21 protein-coding genes are annotated in these 19,700 nt (G+C 58.0%); 11 read left to right on the top strand and 10 right to left on the bottom strand.

All coding sequences use genetic code 11. The features are described from left to right. Positions 1 to 28 precede the first annotated feature (28 nt). Positions 29 to 1,486, top strand: a complete 1,458-nt coding sequence (gene der, locus ATO10_RS03725) for a ribosome biogenesis GTPase Der (protein WP_035248091.1) — start codon at positions 29 to 31, stop codon at positions 1,484 to 1,486. A gap of 23 nt (positions 1,487 to 1,509) precedes the next feature. Here der and ATO10_RS03720 read toward each other — a convergent pair whose 3' ends face one another. Continuing rightward, positions 1,510 to 2,385, bottom strand: a complete 876-nt coding sequence (locus ATO10_RS03720) for a helix-turn-helix domain-containing GNAT family N-acetyltransferase (protein ID WP_035248089.1) — start codon at positions 2,383 to 2,385, stop codon at positions 1,510 to 1,512. A gap of 61 nt (positions 2,386 to 2,446) precedes the next feature. After that, on the bottom strand, positions 2,447 to 4,252 hold the full coding sequence (edd, locus tag ATO10_RS03715) for a phosphogluconate dehydratase (protein ID WP_035248087.1): 1,806 nt from the start codon (positions 4,250 to 4,252) through the stop codon (positions 2,447 to 2,449). A gap of 474 nt (positions 4,253 to 4,726) precedes the next feature. Here edd and ATO10_RS03710 point away from each other — a divergent pair, with 474 nt between their 5' ends. Genes ATO10_RS03710 through ATO10_RS03700 form a run of 3 tightly spaced genes read left to right on the top strand, consistent with a single transcriptional unit; the run spans position 4,727 to position 7,176 of the window. Further along, entirely contained in the window at positions 4,727 to 5,398 is a 672-nt protein-coding gene (locus ATO10_RS03710) for a DUF6778 family protein (RefSeq protein ID WP_035248085.1), read from the top strand. 42 nt (positions 5,399 to 5,440) lie between these two features. Continuing rightward, positions 5,441 to 6,640, top strand: a complete 1,200-nt coding sequence (locus ATO10_RS03705) for an RSP_2647 family RNA methyltransferase (protein ID WP_035248082.1) — start codon at positions 5,441 to 5,443, stop codon at positions 6,638 to 6,640. Further along, a complete protein-coding gene (locus ATO10_RS03700) occupies positions 6,637 to 7,176 on the top strand; it encodes an RSP_2648 family PIN domain-containing protein (protein WP_035248080.1) in 540 nt (179 codons plus the stop codon). The genes ATO10_RS03705 and ATO10_RS03700 overlap by 4 nt, the downstream gene beginning before the upstream one ends. Here ATO10_RS03700 and ATO10_RS03695 read toward each other — a convergent pair. The 7 genes from ATO10_RS03695 to ATO10_RS03670 all read right to left on the bottom strand — a co-directional run bounded on the left by ATO10_RS03695 (position 7,173) and on the right by ATO10_RS03670 (position 13,449). Further along, complete coding sequence (locus ATO10_RS03695; RefSeq protein WP_035248078.1) at positions 7,173 to 7,856, bottom strand: M48 family metallopeptidase; 684 nt, start codon at positions 7,854 to 7,856, stop codon at positions 7,173 to 7,175. The two genes, ATO10_RS03700 and ATO10_RS03695, sit on opposite strands and share 4 nt — an antisense overlap. A gap of 42 nt (positions 7,857 to 7,898) precedes the next feature. Then, on the bottom strand, positions 7,899 to 9,257 hold the full coding sequence (locus tag ATO10_RS16680) for a family 16 glycosylhydrolase (RefSeq protein WP_051597917.1): 1,359 nt from the start codon (positions 9,255 to 9,257) through the stop codon (positions 7,899 to 7,901). Positions 9,258 to 9,348: 91 nt separating this feature from the next. Then, positions 9,349 to 10,533, bottom strand: a complete 1,185-nt coding sequence (locus tag ATO10_RS03685) for a vWA domain-containing protein (RefSeq protein WP_035248077.1) — start codon at positions 10,531 to 10,533, stop codon at positions 9,349 to 9,351. Between the two features lie 3 nt (positions 10,534 to 10,536). Further along, positions 10,537 to 10,701, bottom strand: coding sequence for an apolipoprotein acyltransferase (locus tag ATO10_RS16145; RefSeq protein ID WP_081806404.1), 165 nt, complete (start codon positions 10,699 to 10,701; stop codon positions 10,537 to 10,539). Further along, on the bottom strand, positions 10,698 to 12,059 hold the full coding sequence (locus tag ATO10_RS03680; RefSeq protein WP_035248075.1) for a DUF2927 domain-containing protein: 1,362 nt from the start codon (positions 12,057 to 12,059) through the stop codon (positions 10,698 to 10,700). Before ATO10_RS03680 ends, ATO10_RS16145 begins: the two co-directional genes overlap by 4 nt. A 6-nt stretch (positions 12,060 to 12,065) precedes the next feature. After that, positions 12,066 to 12,524: a GNAT family N-acetyltransferase gene (locus ATO10_RS03675; RefSeq protein ID WP_035248073.1), complete on the bottom strand. Its 459-nt coding sequence runs from the start codon at positions 12,522 to 12,524 to the stop codon at positions 12,066 to 12,068. 82 nt (positions 12,525 to 12,606) lie between these two features. Further along, the gene (locus ATO10_RS03670) at positions 12,607 to 13,449 is read right to left on the bottom strand and encodes an AAA family ATPase (RefSeq protein WP_035248375.1); all 843 of its coding nucleotides are present in this window, start codon (positions 13,447 to 13,449) and stop codon (positions 12,607 to 12,609) included. Between the two features lie 175 nt (positions 13,450 to 13,624). Between ATO10_RS03670 and dksA the strand changes: the two genes are divergently transcribed. From dksA to ATO10_RS03650, 4 genes are all read left to right on the top strand, one after another. Further along, entirely contained in the window at positions 13,625 to 14,047 is a 423-nt protein-coding gene (gene dksA, locus ATO10_RS03665) for an RNA polymerase-binding protein DksA (RefSeq protein ID WP_035248070.1), read from the top strand. A gap of 74 nt (positions 14,048 to 14,121) precedes the next feature. Continuing rightward, positions 14,122 to 15,294 carry an FAD-dependent monooxygenase gene (locus ATO10_RS03660; protein WP_035248068.1) on the top strand — a complete coding sequence of 391 codons (1,173 nt, stop codon included), beginning with the start codon at positions 14,122 to 14,124 and terminating at the stop codon, positions 15,292 to 15,294. A gap of 69 nt (positions 15,295 to 15,363) precedes the next feature. Beyond that, the gene (gene speB / locus ATO10_RS03655; protein WP_035248067.1) at positions 15,364 to 16,323 is read left to right on the top strand and encodes an agmatinase; all 960 of its coding nucleotides are present in this window, start codon (positions 15,364 to 15,366) and stop codon (positions 16,321 to 16,323) included. After that, on the top strand, positions 16,320 to 16,751 hold the full coding sequence (locus ATO10_RS03650; RefSeq protein ID WP_035248064.1) for a DUF1499 domain-containing protein: 432 nt from the start codon (positions 16,320 to 16,322) through the stop codon (positions 16,749 to 16,751). Before speB ends, ATO10_RS03650 begins: the two co-directional genes overlap by 4 nt. Here the strand turns inward: ATO10_RS03650 and ATO10_RS03645 are convergent. After that, a complete protein-coding gene (locus ATO10_RS03645) occupies positions 16,713 to 16,976 on the bottom strand; it encodes a hypothetical protein (protein ID WP_035248062.1) in 264 nt (87 codons plus the stop codon). The genes ATO10_RS03650 and ATO10_RS03645 overlap by 39 nt on opposite strands. Before the next feature lie 61 nt (positions 16,977 to 17,037). Between ATO10_RS03645 and prfA the strand changes: the two genes are divergently transcribed. The 3 genes from prfA (at position 17,038) to ATO10_RS03630 (ending at position 19,700) form a co-directional block, all read left to right on the top strand. After that, positions 17,038 to 18,090 (top strand): peptide chain release factor 1, encoded by a 1,053-nt coding sequence (gene prfA, locus ATO10_RS03640; RefSeq protein WP_035248060.1) that lies wholly within the window; start codon positions 17,038 to 17,040, stop codon positions 18,088 to 18,090. Then, a complete protein-coding gene (prmC, locus tag ATO10_RS03635) occupies positions 18,087 to 18,914 on the top strand; it encodes a peptide chain release factor N(5)-glutamine methyltransferase (protein WP_035248058.1) in 828 nt (275 codons plus the stop codon). Before prfA ends, prmC begins: the two co-directional genes overlap by 4 nt. 228 nt (positions 18,915 to 19,142) lie before the next feature. Beyond that, complete coding sequence (locus ATO10_RS03630) at positions 19,143 to 19,700, top strand: DUF4167 domain-containing protein (protein ID WP_035248056.1); 558 nt, start codon at positions 19,143 to 19,145, stop codon at positions 19,698 to 19,700.

Genomic DNA, 19,700 nt, shown 5'->3' with positions numbered 1-19,700 from the left:
GACGCTCTGAACCGTTTCGGAGCATTCCATGAGCTTTACGCTTGCCATTGTCGGGCGGCCCAATGTGGGCAAGTCCACCCTTTTCAATCGCCTTGTCGGGCGACGTCTGGCGCTGGTCGACGACCAGCCCGGCGTGACGCGTGATCTGCGCGAAGGCGAAGCGCGGATCGGGGATCTGCGGTTTACCGTGATTGATACCGCTGGCTTGGAAGAGGCCACCGATGAAAGCCTACAGGGCCGGATGCGGATGCTGACCGAACGCGCGGTGGAAATGGCTGATATCTGTCTGTTTTTGGTGGATGCACGCGCCGGGGTCTTGCCTGCGGATGAGGTCTTTGCCGACATTCTGCGCCGTAAATCCGCCCATGTGATCCTGGCCGCCAACAAGGCCGAAGGCAACGCCGCCGACGCGGGCGTGCTGGAATGTTACGCGCTTGGTCTGGGCGAGCCAATCCGCATGTCCGCCGAACATGGCGAAGGCCTGAACGATCTATACACCCAACTGTCACCGCTGGCCGAGCAGTTCGAGGCCCGGGCCGCCAAAGATGCGCCTGACGTCGATGTTGACGTCGATGAAGATGGCGAAGGGGACTCGCGCACCTTTTCTGACACCAAACCGTTGCAGGTTGCAGTTGTGGGGCGCCCCAATGCTGGGAAATCCACACTTATCAATCAGTTGCTGGGCGAAGATAAACTACTGACCGGCCCCGAGGCCGGGATCACCCGGGATGCGATTTCCACCCAGTTCAGCTGGAAAGGCACTCCGACCCGTATCTGGGACACCGCTGGCATGCGCAAACGTGCCAAGGTGCAGGAAAAGCTTGAAAAGCTGTCGGTTTCCGATGGTCTGCGCGCGGTGAAATTCGCCGAGGTGGTGATCGTGCTGCTGGATGTGAACATCCCGTTTGAACAGCAAGACCTGCGGATCGCCGATCTGGCCGAACGCGAAGGCCGCGCCGTCGTGATCGCCGTGAACAAGTGGGACCTTGAGGGCGAAAAACAAGACAAGCTGAAAGAGCTGAAAGAGGAATTTGCCCGCCTTCTGCCCCAGCTGCGCGGCGCGCCCCTGATCACAGTTTCCGCCAAAACCGGACGCGGCATGGATCGCCTGCACGAGGCCGTCCTGCGCGCCCACAGCATCTGGAACACCCGTATCAGCACCGCCCGCCTGAACCGCTGGCTAACGGGGATGCTCGAGGTGCACCCGCCGCCCGCACCCGGCGGTCGCCGCATCAAGCTGCGTTACATGACACAGGTGAAAACGCGCCCGCCGGCGTTTGTGGTGATGTGCTCGTTGCCCGAAAAGCTGCCCGACAGCTATCGCCGCTACCTGATCAACGGGCTGCGCGAAGATTTCGACATGCCCGGCACGCCGATCCGCCTGACGATGCGCTCACAGGCCGACAAGAACCCCTATAAGTCGAAGAAGAAATCGACGCCGTCGCGCCTGCGCAAACATCTGGGCAAGAAGCCGCACGGGGAGTAAGGGCCAATAGGCCCATTCCGCCGTTAAAGGTGTTTTTCAAAGAACAGGTCGGGGTAGGGGTCGTTGTTGAAGCGATCAATCTGGGTCCAGCCCATAGTTTGATAGAGCTTCACCGCCTCAAATAACGTGCTGTTGGTGTCCAGGCGAAGGACCTCGATGCCCAGATCTCGGGCGGCATCCTCGGCGGCGGTCATCATGCGCCGGGCCAGTCCCAACCCGCGGGCCGCAGGGGCGATCCACATGCGTTTGATCTCGGCCAGTTGCCCACCGTTGCCTTTGACGCCAACACAGCCCACCGGCATGTCCCCCAACCGGGCCACGACAAACGTCCCATGGGGGTGTTTCATTTGCGACAGGTCCGGGTCGCCTGCTTTCTTGAGGTCAAACTCGACATTCAGGCGCGCGCCCAGTTCCATCGCATAGGCGTTCAGGCAGGTGGTCGCGAGGTCCGAAGCATAGTCGATTTCTTCAAACACGATCTCTTCGCGCGACAGGGCGATTGTGACGATATCCATCGCTTCCAAAAGGCGCGGCGCGTTCTTATGTCGGTTCAGGATTTGCGCGGCGCGTTCGTCTGAAAGGGTTTCATAAATGTCGAACTCGGCCTGCCCCTTGCGCGTTAGGGTCGCAACGCGGGCGCGGCGGTCCTGTGGATGGGGGGAGGTTTCGATCAGTCCTTCGGCCTCAAGACTGCGCAGCAACCGGCTGAGCAATCCGGTGTCCAGTTTCAGCACGCTGCGAATATCCGCGACGTTCTGATACCCCAGCCCAATGGCGTTTAGCACCCGCGCCGCGCCAAGCGGGCGGCCGCGATCCAGAAACGAGTCTTCAAGCGCGCCGACCTCGACCGCGACGGCGCGGCCAAAGTTTCGAATACGGGTGATTTGATCTTGATCCATATGGCTGACTTTAGTCAGCTATAATCCCGGATCAAGAGAAAACGCATTGCGCCTTAGAAAGTCACAGAACCGAAGCGGCCCCCGTCGTTGCCGGGCCAACCGTATCACGGAAGGTTTGGAACAGCTCGCGCCCGATGCCGTGCTGGTTGGCGCTTAGGTCGGCCACCACCGGGGTGCGGCTGTCGAAGTCTTCGGCCAGAACCTCCAAAGTGCCGGCGACAGCGTCCAGACGGACGATATCGCCATCGCGAACCTTGGCCAGTGGGCCGCCGTCCGAAGCTTCGGGACTGACGTGGATCGCGGCCGGAACTTTGCCCGAAGCGCCCGACATGCGGCCATCAGTGACCAGCGCCACTTTCAGGCCGCGGTCTTGCAACACGGCCAGCGTGGGTGTCAGGCCATGCAATTCGGGCATACCGTTTGAACGGGGGCCTTGGAAACGGACGACAAAGATTGTGTCGCCGGTGATTTCACCAGCTTGAAACGCGGTTTTGACGGAGGCCTGATCATGGAACACGCGGGCAGGGGCCTCGATGATGCGGCGCTCCTCAGAAACGGCGGACACTTTGATCACGCCACGCCCCAGATTGCCCGACAGGCTTTTCAGACCCCCGGTGGGCTGGAACGCGCTTTCGGTGGGGCGCAGGATCTTATCGTTCAGGGTTTCTTTGGTGCCTTCGGTCCATTCGACGCTTCCGTCGACCAGCTTGGGTTCCTGCGTATAAGAACCCAGCCCGTCGCCCGCGATGGTTTTGGTATCCGGGTGCAGCAGACCGTCATCCAGCAGCTCGCCGATCATAAAGCCCAGGCCGCCAGCGGCGTGGAAATGGTTCACGTCGGCCAGACCGTTGGGATAGACCTTGGCCATCAGCGGCACCACATCCGACAGGGCGGCGAAATCGTCGATGTCCAACTGAATACCGGCGGCGCGCGCCATGGCGGGCAGGTGCAGCACCAGGTTGGTGGAACCACCGGTTGCCATCAGCCCGACAATGCCATTCACGAAAGCCTTTTCGTCCAACACCTCGGACGCCGGGCGGAACTCATTCCCCGCTGCTGTGATCGCCAGCGCCCGTTCGGTGCTGGCGGCGGTCAGGGCATCGCGTAGGGGCGTGCCGGGGTTAACGAAACTGGCGCCGGGCAGGTGGAGACCCATAAACTCCATCAGCATCTGGTTGGTGTTCGCAGTGCCATAGAATGTACAAGTGCCGGGCCCGTGGTACGAGGCCATCTCGGCCTCCATTAACTTGTCGCGCCCGACTTCGCCGGTGGCGAACTGCTGACGGACTTTGGCCTTTTCATCGTTGGGCAGGCCGCTGGTCATCGGGCCGGCGGGCACAAAGACGGCAGGCAGGTGGCCAAAGGTGGCGGCGGCCATGATCAGCCCCGGCACGATCTTGTCGCACACACCCAGATAGATCGTGGTGTCAAAACAGTTGTGGCTCAGGCCAACACCGGCGGCCATGGCGATCACATCGCGCGAAAACAGCGACAGTTCCATCCCCGGTTGGCCCTGAGTCACCCCATCGCACATTGCAGGCACACCCCCGGCGACCTGAGCCGTGGCACCTTGGGCGCGGGCGACCTCGCGGATCAAGTTGGGGTAGGTTTCAAACGGCTTATGGGCCGACAACATGTCATTATAGGCCGTAATGATCCCGATGTTGGGTGCTTTCCCACCAGCCAGCGTGCCTTTGTCCTGCTCCATCGCGGCAAAAGCATGTGCCTGGTTGCCACAGGTCAGGTGCGCGCGCACAGGGCCCTGATCAATGGCACCTTTCATGCGGTCCATATAGGCCTGACGACTGTCGCGAGAGCGTTCAATGATATCTTGGGTGACCTTAGCGATGGTGGCATTAAGCGGCATGCGCGTGGTTCCTGAGCTGTGGGTGCTGTCTAAGGTTCCATATCAATGATGAAACCTGATAGCGCTAACGTTGCTATACTTCCCACAGATATCTCATGGATTCAACCACCCGAAACCAGATTAATCAATGTTTTTTACATAAACGCTTGGCCGAGAAGCAAAGCGCAATTCTGGAAACAAATTAGGAAATGCAGGTCCGATTGTTTCATTCTAAGCATTCAGAGCAAAGGCCGGGAGAAGTTCACGTAGGGTAAGTTTTCAGTGGCGGGTGTAGAGGGTAAGATGCTGTAATTATGAGATAATTAATGTTTCTCATATGGAAACGAATTGTTTAAGCCCCGGTCGCACCTGCCAAATGTCCCTAAAATGCAGATAGTTTTCCTCAATTTTGCCCGAATTCGACATCAATTTCAGAGCTACGCAGAACTTCAAAGCGTGAGGCAACAGGGCACGAAGCCCGAATGGAGTTGAGAAATGAAACTGATCCGCCTTTCCATGGTACTGACCGCCGCACTCGGTCTGTCGGCCTGTGCGACAGTTGACACCGCAACGCGTAATGCACCGATCATCACCCCCGTAGGTGAAGCGGTGATCGCAGATGCAGGGCAGGTTCAAACCAGCCCGCAGCAAGCTTACGCTGTGCAGCAAATCAATGTGCGCGTGCCCGAAACCCTTAAGGTTTCAGAGGCCAACAGCTATTACCCGCGCGCAGATATCGTATGGCGCGAAGACCCGTTGGGTGATCGCTTTGCGCAGGTGAAAACCATCGTGCAGAATGCTGCGAACACCGCTGTGTCTGGCATGAATACCGGGCGTCCGGTGATTGTGGACATTCAGCTGACGCGCTTTCACGCGCTGACGCAGAAAACCCGTTACACCATCGGTGGCACGCATGACATTCACTATTACATCACCGTGATGGATGCCCAAACCGGCACCAAGCTTGAAGCGCCGCGCCTGATCGAGCTGGAATTTGATGCTTATGGCGGTGCGCGCGCTCTTGAGGCCATGAGCCGCGGCGAGACGCAGAAGGTGCGTATCACCCAGCATCTGATCCAATCAATCCGCCAGGAAATGGGCTATCGTAGCGCTCCGGCGGCGCCGCAACCGCTGAACCTGTCGGCAATCAGTTCGCGCGGGATCTGATCGGGCCTTTCCCGCATCGCAAAGAACGCTTAAGAGGGCAGCATGACACTGCCCTCTTACCCTGTTGTGCGGCTAAAGCCCAAGGCCAATGCCCGCGCCATTCGTCACGGTTTCCCGTGGGTCTATGCCAATGAACTTGTCACGGACCGTCGGACCAAAGCGCTGAAACCCGGCACCATTGCGGTGCTGGAAGATGACGCGCGCCAGCCCATCGGGCTGGTCGCCGTGAACCCCAACTCAAAGATTTTCTGCCGGATGCTAGAGCGGGACTTGAATGTCGCCGTCGATGAAGCCTGGCTGATCGAGAAGCTGCGTACCGCGCTGGAATTGCGCGAACGCCTGTATGATGCGCCGTTCTATCGTTTGATCCACGCCGAGGCCGACGGTCTGCCCGGTGTGGTGGTTGACCGGTTCGGCGATACGCTGGTTGTGCAGCCGAACGCCGCTTGGGCTGATGTGTTGCTGGAGCCCATGGTCGACGCGCTGGAACGATTGACCGGGGCGCGTAACATCGTGATGAACGGATCGGGGCGCGCCCGTGGGCTGGAAGGCTTGACCGAGGAAACAAAGGTGATGCGCGGTGCTGTCGATGCGCCCATCCCGGTTGAGATGAACGGCGCCACCTATATCGCCGATGTGATGGGCGGCCAAAAAACCGGCCTTTTCTATGATCAGCGCCCCAATCACGCCTTTGCCGCACGTCTGGCGGAGGGCGCGCAGATGTTGGATGTTTTCTCGCATGTTGGCGGGTTTGGGCTGGCGGCTTTGGCTGCTGGCGCCACGCATGCCACGTGCATTGACGGGTCTGCGTCGGCACTGGATTTGGCCGAACAAGGCGCCGTTGCTATGGGAATGGGCGACAAACTGACCACCCGCAAGGGCGACGCGTTTGATACCATGACTGCGCTAAAAGACGAAGGCGCGCAGTTCGATTTGATCGTGTGTGATCCGCCTGCTTTTGCACCGTCAAAGCCTTCTCTCGAAGCTGGGTTGCGCGCCTATGAACGGGTTGCGCGTTTGGCCACGCCGTTGGTGAAACCGGGTGGGTATCTGGTTCTGTGTTCGTGTTCGCATGCGGCAGAGATGTCCAAATTCCGCGGCGCCTGCGTGCGCGGCATTGGCCGCGCGGGCGGCACAGCGCAACTGTTGCACACCGGATATGCCGGGGCGGACCACCCGCAGATGCCACAATTGGCGGAAAGCGGCTATTTGAAAGCGTTGTTCTTCCGTTTGATGCCATGAAGGTTTTGCTGGACGCTTGCGTTCTGTACCCAACCGTTTTGCGTGAAATCCTGCTCTGCGTTGCGGGGCAGGGGCTGTTTACCCCCTTGTGGTCGGATCGCATCCTTGAAGAATGGGCCCGCGCCGCCCGTAAGATCGGCCCCGAAGGCGAGCCACAAGCGCGGGCTGAAGTCGCTCTTGTGCGCGCCAACTGGCCGAAAGCCAGTGTACAGCCGCGCGATGCTGATCTGGCGCGGCTTTGGTTGCCGGATGAAAACGATGTGCATGTTCTGGCCGCAGCGTTGGCGGGCTCAGCTGACACATTGCTAACCTTCAACGCCAAAGATTTTCCACGTCATACCTTGTCAGAAGAAGGGCTAACGCGCGAGGCGCCTGATCAATTTCTGTATGATCTTTGGCTCAGTAACGCCGGAGCGGTGGAAGACTGTGTGAACAAAGTCCATGCTACGGCGCAAACCATGGCGGGCGAACCCCTGGCAAAGCGCGCTTTGCTGAAACGAGCGCGACTGCCGCGTTTGGGCAAAGCTTTAGCCTAGGTCAAACGCCAGCGGCTTTCATTCTTTTCGATGGCTTCGATGCGCTTTGCCGTGGGCGGGTGACTCATCAACCACGCGGGCATTGGGGCGCGGTTATCCGTCAACGCATCTAGCTTCTGAAACAACGACTTTTGCGGTGCCGTGCCAATTCCGGCTTTGACCAGCAAAGCGCTGGCATAGGCGTCGGCTTCGTATTCGTCGCTGCGCGACATGCCGGCCGCTAAAAGACGGGTAAGCGCATTTGCGATATGCACGCCCACGCCGGGGATCACGCGTGACAGAACCATGCCAAGCGCCACACGCATCGCGTTTTGCCCGGAAAAGTCGATCATCCGGCGGCGCGAATGCCCCAACGCAACATGGCCCAGCTCGTGTGCAATAACGCTGGCCAGCTCTTGCGCGCTGACTTCGCCCGCGCGGAACTTATCGTAAAAGCCGCGGGTGATGAAAATCCGCCCGTCGGGAGCGGCCAAACCGTTCACCGGCGCAATTTCATAGAGATGAACCTTGATGCGGGGTAAATCCAACGCCTTGGCAAGGCGCTGCGTCACGGCGCGCAGATTGGCATCCGCCAGCTCGGTCGAGCGTGCATCCAGCTCACGCGAGGTGCGCCAGACCGAAAACCGGTACATGATCAGACCGTAAAGCACCGGCAGTAGGATCGGGAGCAGTTTTATCATGCTCTCGATATGGGCTTTAGGGCGTCGACGGGCAAGCCTGTATCAGGCGATCAGTCCGAAATCGAAGTTGTCAGCGCCCAGATCGTCCGGGTCCAACCCGATGATGAACACCCTGTCGCCCGAATTTCCGGTCAAACCGGACAGGTTAATTTCAGTCGCCCAACCACGATCATGGATGAACGGATCCAACGTCGCCAAGTCGCTGGCATAGGCGCTCAGGTCAATGACGTCATCCGAGGCGCTGAAATCATGGATGAAATCCATACCGTCACCTTCGGAGAAGACAAAGGTATCGCTGCCCGAACCGGCGCTGTAATCGCCGCCCCAAAGGTGATCAACACCTGCGCCACCTTCCAGAAAATCATCGCCATCGCCCCCAATCAGCTTGTCGCGATCCGCCCCGCCTGACAAAGAGTCTCCCCCTGCGTCGCCATAAAGTGAATCCTGACCCGTGCCGCCAGAAAGAAGATCATCGCCATCGCGACCATACAGGATGTCATCACCCGCCAGACCATCCATAACGTCGCCCCAGCGTGTGCCATACATCACCCCACCACTGTCCCCATTCACAAAGGTCTTGGGCGTGAATTCAGATTGATCCGCAATGGCTTCGTTGCGGTCAGGATCGCTTTCCAGCTCATAGACATGGATGTAATCAATGCTAAGCCCGTCAGAGAAGTCAGTGGTTTCATCCGGGTTTCCGGTCCAGGTGGAATCAACGATTAGCGCCGTCGCCAGATACATTGGCTCGTCTATCGTGTTGGGTTCTGTGCGTACCAAAACGCCATCGACGTACCATTCGATCGTATCTTCGGTCCAGAGCAGCCCATAGGTGTGATACCCGTCGCTTAAGCCTGCAATATCAAACGCTTCGCTGTCATCCACCCCATCATTCCAGACATTGGTGTAAAGCGTATCCGCGTCATTTCCCAAAATTTCGAACACGTCGATTTCAGCGCTCCAATCGCCATCTTCGGGCAGCAGAAAGAAGGCTGACAGAAACCCCTGTTCATCCGGCACATCGGCGCGGATTTCGATATAACCGGAAGAGGCCGCAAAGCTGAGTTCGGTCGTTAAAATGCCCGAGCTATAGGCTTGCCCATCGGCCAATGCCTGCTGTTCTGGCGTTAAAGGCGTCGCGGTGATGGTGATGGCGCCGTCTGCTACGTCAAACACTTCGGGCAGATCGGCCTGGTCGGGATCGGTAAAGTACTGACCTTCGCCATTGGCTTCGGCCCAGCGGCCATCATGCAGGTGCGGCGCATAGGAAGTTGCCCAGACACCGTCCACATTGTGACCCGCGTAATAGGCCGGGTCTTCGCTGAATTCTTCTGCGAAGGTCAGCACATATGCTGCGTCGTCGATTGTTATTTCGCTGGGGGTATTGGGGGGTAGGGGCATGATTTCCCTCCGCTAAAACTCGATTAACCTTAATACTCGCGTTAAGGTTAATAAAAATATCAGCGCGCGCAATCATAGCGATAATTTATGGTTAACGCCCCAGCGTTTTCATACCGCGTTCGATCCCTTCAAGGGTCATGGGAACCATGCGGTCTTCGAAAATGTCACGGATCATCGCGATGGATTGGGTGTAGTCCCAATACTTTTCCGGCACCGGGTTCAGCCACATGTGGTTGGGCCACTTCTCCCGTGCACGTTCCAGCCAGGTCTGGCCCGTTTCTTCGTTCCAGTGCTCATTGGCGCCACCGACATAGGCAACCTCGTAAGGGGACATGGACGCATCCCCTACAAAGATGCACTTATAATCGGAGCCATAGGTATTAAGCACATCCCAAGTCGGCATCTGCGCGTTCCAACGTCGGGCATTATCGCGCCAGACGCCTTCGTACAGACAGTTGTGAAAGTAGAAATACTCCAGATGTTTGAACTCGGCCCGGGCCGCCGAAAACAGTTCTTCGACCAGCTTGATATGCGGATCCATCGAGCCGCCGACATCCAGAAAAAGCAAGACTTTAACGGCATTTCGCCTTTCGGGTCGGGTCTGGACGTCCAGATAACCATGATCTGCTGTGGCTCGGATCGTGCCATCCAGATCCAGCTCTTCTGCTGCGCCATCACGCGCCCAGCTGCGCAGACGTTTCATCGCCACTTTGATGTTGCGGGTGCCCAGTTCGACACTGTCATCAAGGTTCTTGAACTCGCGCTTGTCCCAGACTTTGACCGCGCGTTTGTGGCGGCTTTCTTTCTGCCCGATGCGCACGCCTTCGGGATTGTAGCCATAGGCCCCAAAGGGGGATGTCCCGGCGGTGCCGATCCATTTATTGCCGCCCTGATGGCGCCCTTGCTGTTCCTCAAGACGTTTCTTCAACGTCTCCAATAGTTCTTCGAACCCGCCCAGCGATTCAATCTCGGCGCGCTCTTCGGGTGTCAGCATCTTTTCGGCCATCTTTTCCAGCCACTCAGCGGGCAGTTCAATCGCCTCTAGAACCTCGTCAAAGCTGATGGACTCAAGACCTTCGAAACTGGCAGCAAAGGCTTGATCAAAGCGGTCCAGATTGCGTTCGTCCTTCACCATGGACAGACGCGCAAGGTAATAGAACCCTTCGACGTCATAGGTGACCAGACCGGCCTTCATTCCCTCCAGAAAGCTCAGATATTCCCGCAGGCTGACCGGAATGCCAGCGTTGCGGAGGTTCTGAAAGAAGGGAATGAACATGACTTACAGCAGACGTTCCAATGCAACGGTGACAATCATGCCCAACAGGCCAAAAGCGATGCCGTAAACCACAGCATATTGCGCGATATCAAAGGTTTTGCCTTTGCGGCGGCGCGCAAGAAACGCGCCCCAAACTGCGCCCAAAACCAGCCCTGCGATTACGATCATTGCACTACTCTCCTGGGTGATAGCGCAGCGATTTCATTCAGCCGCGCACGCACTTCTGCATCCGAGCCGAAGCCATAGCGCGCCCAGCCCAGACTGTCGAGCCGAACCGCGCGTGCCTCTGATGTGCGTCCCAGCTGTTCCAATGCTTCGGATTTGATCATCAGCATCGTTGCAAGCAACGCGGCGTTTTCGCTGGCGGCGACGGGTGACAGGTTGGCATTGATAACGGCCAAGGCGGAATCAAACTGGCCCACTGAAAGCGAAAAGGCGGCTAAGTGCATGGCAACATGGGCCTTTTGAATTTCCATCCCCGGCCGAGCACCATAGAGCCGTCCGGCCTCTAGAAAGCTGGACAGGGCCAGTTCAGGGTCGGTGGACAGGCTTAAGCGACCCTGTGCAAACAGGCTAAAGGCCATGCGATTGTCACGCCAGCCGGCCTTGCTGGCCAAAGCCACGGCATTGGTCGCGGCTGCTTTACGGCGCGAACTTGTTGTGTTTGGCCCAAGGGCAACCTCAATCTGATCAATCCAGGCGCGCGGGGTCGGCGAAGAGGGGCCAATGCCGCGTCCAGCACCGCCGGGGTTCAAGCGTGCCAACAGGGCGGGCAGGCGTTGCGCTGCCTGGCTGCGGGTCATGCCGTTTTGCAGTTCAGGCGCATAGTATGCGCGCAGTATCAGCATGTCGAACCCGGTCAGGACCGTATGAAAGTTGTCATCATTGAAGATGGAATCAGGCAAGGAATACAGATCATTGAGCGGTCCTAATGCCTGTGCCAGCTCTTCGTGCAGACAGTCGCGGATTTCTTGCGGGCTGACATCCGAAGGCAGGAAGATTGCGGCTTTTTCTCGTGTCTTCAGGGTGGTCCAGTCGATGGTGCTGCTGCGACGGGTGCGTTTGTATTCTGCCCAGCTGTTCAGACGCGGCACAACGAAACATGCGGCCTGTGGCACAAGACGCTGAAGCTCCTTATGGGGCAGGGCCTCGATTATGATCTGCGCTTCGTCGCGGTTTTGCGTGCGGTCAATGTCAATTCCTGCTTCACGCCGCAGCCGCGAAAGCAAGGCGCCAAGATCGGAATGCAGGCTCGAAGGCGCGCCGGGCGCAACATGCACCTGAACCGGGCCTTCAAACCGGGTCAGATAGGGGATCGCCCGACCGCTTTCCATCATGAAGCTGAGGTTCAGGAAATCCTCGGCGATGGCAGCGTTGCTGCGCGCAGGTGCAACCACCCTCGGCGCGGTGAACTTCTTCATCGGCGGAAGAGCAAGCCCAGCCCCGTGACGCAAGGGGACCTCGGTGATCGGTGCGGTACAGGCAGACAGAAAGGCGACAGCAAGAATTGCCAGTTTAAGCTTCACGTCAAGTTACTCTCGTACATATTTGATAAAAGGCGATAACTTGCCAACACGATCGTACAACTTACGCGCAGTTTCGTTGAAATCCTGCGTCGTCCAATACACATTCGGTGCGCCCAGATGATCGGCCTTTTCATAGACCGCCTCGATTAGGGCGCGCCCCACTCCGTGCCCACGCGCAGCGGGCAGCGTAAACAAGTCTTGAAGGTAACATACCTTTTCGACCTTCCACGCATGATAATGCAAAAAATAATGAACCAAACCCACAGCTTCGTTATCAAGCTGTGCGATCAACCCCATCGGTGTCATCGGGTCGTTGTCCAGCAGCCGTTCAAAGGTCTTTTCATAGACCTCGGGCGGCACGGTAGAATCGTAAAATTCCAGATATCCAGTCCATAAATGCTGCCAATCATCGCGGTCAGACGCGACGATGGGGCGAACGGACAAGGAGGCAGATTTCTGACGCACAGTTTAACCCGATAAATTGCTAGGGGCTGGATCCCAAATCAGCAAGGTGACGCAAGGGCAGGAATAGGGCAATGTCGCGACTTTAGCGCTGACCGCGCCGCGCCATAAAGGCCAGCCGCTCAAACAACTGCACATCCTGTTCGTTTTTCAGCAGAGCGCCATGCAGCTTGGGCAGGGCATTTGCACCGTCTCTGCGTAAATCTTCAGCACTCAGATCCTCGGCCAACAGCAGTTTCAGCCAATCTAGAACCTCGCTGGTCGACGGTTTCTTTTTCAAACCCTTCATCTCGCGCAGTTCGTAGAACTGCGTCAAAGCAGCTGTAAGAAGGGCGGGTTTCAGCCCCGGGTGATGGACCTCGACGATCTTTCGCATCGTGTCCATATCGGGAAAACGGATGTAGTGAAAAAAGCACCGGCGCAGGAAAGCATCGGGCAGCTCTTTTTCATTGTTTGATGTGATAATCACCACAGGTCGGGTCTGGGCGCGCACGGTTTCGCCCGTCTCATAAACGTGGAACTCCATCTTATCGAGCTCTTGCAGTAGGTCATTCGGAAACTCGATATCCGCTTTGTCGATCTCGTCGATCAATAGAACGGTTTTACCTTTGGCTTCAAATGCTTGCCAGAGTTTTCCCTTGCGGATGTAGTTGCGTACATCGTTGACACGTTCGTCCCCCAACTGGCTGTCGCGCAACCGGCTAACGGCATCATATTCATACAGACCTTGCTGGGCACGGGTGGTGGACTTGATGTGCCATTCGACCATCGGGAGGTTTAGCGACGCCGAAACCTGCTTGGCCAATTCGGTCTTGCCGGTGCCTGGCTCGCCTTTGACCAACAAAGGGCGTTCAAGCGCCACGGCGGCGTTTACGGCGACCGCAAGGTCCTCGGTTGCGACATAAGACTCCGTCCCGGAAAATTTCATTTCGGTACCCATTTTGATGTGCGTCATTATCTTGTCGATAGCAGACCTATAAAAAGCCTGAAACCCTCGCTATATGCTAGTGACAAGGTCGCGCCATTGCGGTACACGCGGCGCCAGAAGCAACGGGTAAAAACAGACAATGACATCCAAACCCGACCTGCGAGAAGGACAAGGTATGAAAGCCGAAGTTTTCCTGCCGGATGACTATCGTCCTGCTGAGGACGAGCCATTCATGAATGAGCGTCAGCTTGAGTATTTCCGGCGCAAACTGCTGACCCTGAAAACCGAATTGTTGGATGAAAGCAAATCCACCATCGAAGGTTTGCAGGATGGCACCAGAAACATCCCCGACATTGCTGATCGTGCCTCAGAAGAGACCGATCGCGCGTTGGAACTGCGGATTCGCGACCGTCAGCGCAAGCTGGTCTCCAAAATCGACGGTGCGCTGCGCCGTATTGATGAAGGCGAATACGGCTATTGCCAGGACACCGGCGAACCAATCTCGCTGAAACGTCTGGACGCGCGTCCGACCACGACGCTGAGCCTGGAGGCGCAAGAGCGCCACGAGCGTCGTGAAAAAGTGCATCGTGACGATTAACTTCGCCACTTTGGCGTCTCGATAGGAACGACGGGGTCTTTCGGCCCCGCCTTGAGTGTTCAGGAAAGTCTGACGTGCTGATCGGGCGCAAATTTACCGTACTTGGGGCCGGCATCGGCGGATTGGCCGTGGCCACTGCGCTGGCGCAGCGTGGCGCGCGTGTGACCGTATTGGAGCAGGCCGAAGCCATCCGAGAAGTCGGCGCCGGTTTGCAGATCAGTCCAAATGGGGCGGTGGTCCTGCGCGCATTGGGCTGTGGCGATGCGCTTGAACATGCGGGGCTTTCCGGGCAGGCGGTACATCTTCGTGACTATCAAAACGGCAAGCAGGTCGCCTGCATTGATATTTCGGGCGCGCAACCCGGGTACTTCTTTGTACACCGGGCAGATATCGTTGATCTGCTTGCCAAGGCCGCGCGCGACGCGGGGGTGAAAATTCGCCTGCTGCACAAGATCACTGATGTGAACCTGAAAGGCGATCACGCCTGCCTGACAACGGCGCAGGGTGCCAAGATCAAATCTGACATGGTGATTGGCGCAGATGGTCTTCATTCGGTGTTGCGCGGGGTCTTGAACACTGCTGCACAGCCCAAGTTCACAGGTCAGGTGGCGTGGCGCTCTGTTGTACCAGCCAAGGGGCAGCAACCCCCGGTCGCGACAATCTACATGGGGCCGGGGCGTCATTTGGTGACGTATCCGTTGCGCGGTGGCAAGTTCACCAACATCGTTGCCGTCGAAGAACGCGATGACTGGGTCGATGAAGGCTGGAGCCAACAAGATGATCCCGACAATCTGCGCCGCGCTTTTCAGGACTTCTCCCCCGAAGTTCAGACGCTGCTGAGCCGGGTTGAAACGGTGCATTTGTGGGGATTGTTTAAGCACCCGGTCGCCCCGCATTGGCATAACCATGCCGCCGCTATTTTGGGCGATGCAGCGCATCCGACTTTGCCCTTTATGGCCCAAGGTGGGAATATGGCGTTGGAAGATGCTTGGGTCCTGGCGTCTTCTCTGGCGCAGCATGACACGCCCGCCGCCGCATTCGCGGCGTATCAGGCCGCGCGTCGGGATCGTTGCCAACGCATTGTTGATGCCGCCAGCAAGAACGCCCGCAACTATCACCTCAGTTTTCCGCCGCTGCGCATCGCCGCGCATACGGCGCTGTCTGTGGCCAGTAAAATCGCCCCGTCCAAGCTGTTGGGCCGGTTTGATTGGATTTACGGACACGACGTCACCCAACTGCACGGCTAATCCTTCGCATCGTGGGGCTGGTTTTCGCCAGCGGCCACGCTAATCTGTCGCTAACAGACAGGAGAGGCCATGGCCCTAGAAGACGCATCCAAAGAGGTCGATAACGCCGTCATCCGCGGGCCGTATCGCGGGCTGTCATATGAAAATACTTTTGGTGGCGCCACGTCCTTCATGCGCCGCGCTTATTCCAAAGATCTGACAGGTGTCGATCTGGCGGTAACCGGCGTGCCGTTTGATCAGGCGGTCACCAACCGGCCCGGCGCGCGGCTTGGCCCCCGCGCGATCCGCGAGGCCAGCGCGCTGCAAGCTTTTGATCCGCCTTATGGTTGGGGCTTTGACCCGCTCAGCGATTTTACCATCGTTGATTATGGCGATGTGGCATTTGACTATGCCAATGTGCCCGCCTTCCCTGAAGTGTTAACCAACCATATCAAAGGGATACTGGATGCAGGCGCGGCCAGCCTTACCTTGGGCGGAGATCACTACATCAGCTTTCCCATCCTGCGGGCCTATGCTGAAAAATATGGCCCGATCTGCCTTTTGCAGTTTGACGCCCATTCTGACACATGGGCTGATGATGACATGTCGCGCGTTGATCATGGAACCATGTTCTATAAGGCGGTGAAATCCGGCCTGATCGACCCGGCGCACAGCGTGCAAGTCGGCATTCGCACGGTGAACGAAGACACGCTGGGTGTCCCCACCATTGATGCGCGCGAGGTTCACGAAAAAGGCCCGCAAGCCGCGGTGGCAAAGATCAAACAAGTGCTGGGCGATCGCCCGGTCTATGTCACGTTTGACATTGATGCTCTGGATCCGGCCTTTGCACCGGGTACCGGTACGCCGGTTTGGGGCGGGCTGACCTCGGCGCAGGCGGCGATCATGCTGCGCGATCTGGCCGGGATCAATATGGTCGGCGGCGATGTGGTTGAAGTCTCTCCGCCCTTTGATACCACCGGCGCCACTGCTATCGCCGGCGCCCATGTCGCGACCGAGCTGATGTGCCTGTATCTGTGGAACAAGAGATGAGCGGCAAGGTGTTTTACGTACTCTCGACCCTGATTGCGTTTGTTTTGGCCTTCGGCGTTTTCATCAGGTTCAACCCAGTGGACGCGGGCGCCTATCACCGTCAGGTCGCGTTTACCGGAAACAGCCAAGGAACCAACAGTTTCGGCGTTGAAATCCCGGCGGGTACAGACCCACAGGCAATGTTCGAACGCGCCGCCTTGATGATAGCCGATGCGCCCCGCACACGGCCCTTGGCAGGCGACCCAGCAAAAGGACATGTAAGTTTCGTCACCCGCTCGCGGGTTTGGGGGTTTCCTGATGTGACCAATCTGTGGCTCAGCGGGGGGAGCTTGTTTTTGCACGGGCAGGCGGTATTTGGCCAGTCGGATTTGGGCGTAAATCGCGCCCGCTTAACTGGCTGGCGCCAGGCTTTGGCGCAGGGTGGATGACAGGCAATCCTTGCCCGTTGGGCGCCACATCGGATTGTTCTGAGACATTTCACATCGCGCCATAAAGGCACGGTTGTCGACATACAGACAAATTTCCTGCCCCAGCTCGATCCGGGCGCCGGTTTTGTCGGTGCAAAAGCAATCAATCCCCGTACCCGATTGCCGGGGGGTGGTATCGGCCAGCGCCATCGTGCTGCCCATAACAAGGATCAAAATGCTGCGCATGAACTCAAGTATAGCACGGAAAACCGCTTGACCCCAGTTCGTACCTGACCGACACCAAGACATGGTTCCTTTCGATAAACTCAGTCAGATCACCCAGCGTTTTGAGTTCCTTGAGGCGAAGCTGTCACAAGGCGCCGATTCCGATTTCGCCGCGATCAGTCGTGAATACGCCGAGCTCAAGCCCGTGGCTGAAGAAATCGCAGCCTATCGACAGGCGCTTGACGATCTGGCCGAAGCCGAGCTGATGCTCGATGATCCCGAAATGCGCGAGCTCGCCGAGGAAGAACTGCCTGATTTACGTGCCCGCATTCCCGAAATGGAACAGGCGCTGAAGCTTTCATTGCTGCCAAAAGACGCCGCCGATACCCGACCAGCGATCATCGAAATCCGCCCGGGTACCGGCGGGGACGAAGCCTCGCTTTTTGCGGGCGACCTGCTGCGCATGTATCAACGCTACGCCGAAGCGCGTGGATGGAAGTTCAACATCCTTGAAGAAGCGCAAACCGAACTGGGCGGGATTAAGGAAGTCACGGCAAATGTGCAGGGCGACGGGGTGTTTGCCCGACTGAAATTCGAAAGCGGCGTGCACCGGGTGCAACGCGTGCCCACGACCGAAAGCGGCGGACGTATCCATACCTCGGCTGCGACGGTGGCTGTTTTGCCCGAGGCCGAAGAGGTCGATATCGCAATTCCTGCCAACGACATCCGTATTGATACGATGCGCGCCAGCGGGGCAGGGGGGCAGCACGTCAACACCACGGATTCTGCGGTGCGGATTACCCACTTGCCGTCGGGGATTGTGGTGACCAGCTCGGAAAAATCCCAGCACCGCAACCGCGAGATCGCCATGCAGGTGCTGCGTACGCGGCTTTATGATCTGGAACGCCAGAAATTGCATGATGAACGTTCAGAGACGCGAAAGAGCCAGGTCGGTTCGGGCGATCGGTCTGAACGCATCCGAACCTATAACTTCCCGCAGGGGCGCATGACCGATCACCGGATCAACCTGACGCTCTATAAGCTGGATCAGGTCATGCAGGGTGATCTGGACGAGGTTATCGACGCGCTGATCGCCGATGATCAGGCCGCCCGTCTGGCCGAGATGGAAGGATGACCGGCGCGCAAGCTCTGGCGCAGGCGATCAAGACGTTGCGCGCAACCGGAGTGCCCGACGCCCCGCGTGACGCGCGCAGGCTTCTGGCGCACGCCATGGGCATCACGCCTGACAGGCTGACACTGATGGTGCAGGATGACCTAAGCGAACAAGCGGCCGGTGCCTTTGACGCGATGATCACACGCCGCGCCGCCCGCGCGCCGGTTTCCCACATCATCGGGCGCCGCAGCTTTTATGGGCGGGATTTCATCGTCAGCCCCGATGTGTTGGACCCAAGACCAGAAACTGAAGAACTGGTTGCTTTGGCCTTGCAGGCTCCTTTCGAGCAGGTTTTGGACTTGGGAACCGGATCTGGATGCATCCTGCTGACGCTGCTTGCAGAATGCCCCACGGCGCGCGGAATAGGCGTGGATATGTCCCCCGAAGCCCTGCGCGTGGCTCAGATGAACGCTGATCATTTGCGGGTGAACGCGACGTTCAAGACCTCAGATTGGTTTGAAAACGTCACCGGACAGTTTGATCTGATTGTTTCCAACCCGCCTTACATTGCGCTGAATGAAATGCCGGATCTGTCGCCTGAACTCTCGCACGAGCCGCAGATCGCCCTGACCGACAAGGCCGACGGGTTAACGGCCTATCGCGCGATATCTGCCGGGGTGGGGGCGCACCTGCGCCCGCGCGGGCGCGTTTTGGTGGAAATAGGTCCCACGCAGGCGGCAGCAGTCATGAACCTTTTTACCCGGGCAGGGCTTGAAAACGTTCAGGCCCATGCCGACCTTGACGGAAGAGACCGAGTAATTTCGGCCACTGCCCCGCTAACCTAATGGAAATATTATGGTGATTGGCTGTGTAAACACGCCACATCATGGGGTCAGGCGTATTTTTCACTTGTCATGCTATCCTTGGACCGGGTATCCAGAAGGTACGAGGTGACGGATACACAGTGATGTCCCCCTCGGATGTAAGCCAAACAATGCCGGTTCCAAAGTAATGCTGCGGTAAAGCGCAGTATGGGCCGAAAAGCCAAAACAAGGCTGGACTTAGAAAAAACTATGAGATCATCGAAATCACGTTCGCGGTCGAAGTCGAACCGTTCGCGCTCCATGGGCAACATCTTAAACCGGGTGTTTGACAGCTCGGGCCCTGAGGGCAAAGTGCGCGGCACGCCGCAACAGATTATTGACAAGTACAACCAACTTGCCCGCGATGCGCAGCTCAGCAATGACCGCGTCGCCGCCGAAAACTTTCAGCAGCACGCCGAGCATTACGCGCGTTTGCTAAGTGAAGCTCAGCGCGAGCAGGAAGCCCGGCGTGAGCAGCAAGAAGCGCAGGCCCGTGAACGCCAGCAGCAGCAGGCAGAGCGCCGCGAACACCAGCAAAACGCCCAGAACGCGCCAAAGGCTGAGGATACCCCAAAGCCCGAAACGCCCCCCGCCGCAGCATCGGATAACGATGTTTTGGATGTGGTTGAAGGTGGCGCTGGCAGCGGCCTTGTGGAAACGCCCGAGGCCAAACCGGCCCCGCGCAAACGCAGCCGCAAACCGTCAAAACCCAAAGAGACCGCCGCACAGCCCGGCGATGATGTTCCGCAGGCGCCCGCCGCGGAATAA

Origin of the sequence: Actibacterium atlanticum, assembly GCF_000671395.1 — a bacterium.
Lineage (GTDB): Bacteria > Pseudomonadota > Alphaproteobacteria > Rhodobacterales > Rhodobacteraceae > Actibacterium_D > Actibacterium_D atlanticum.
This window is presented reverse-complemented; position numbering and strand designations above follow the sequence as displayed.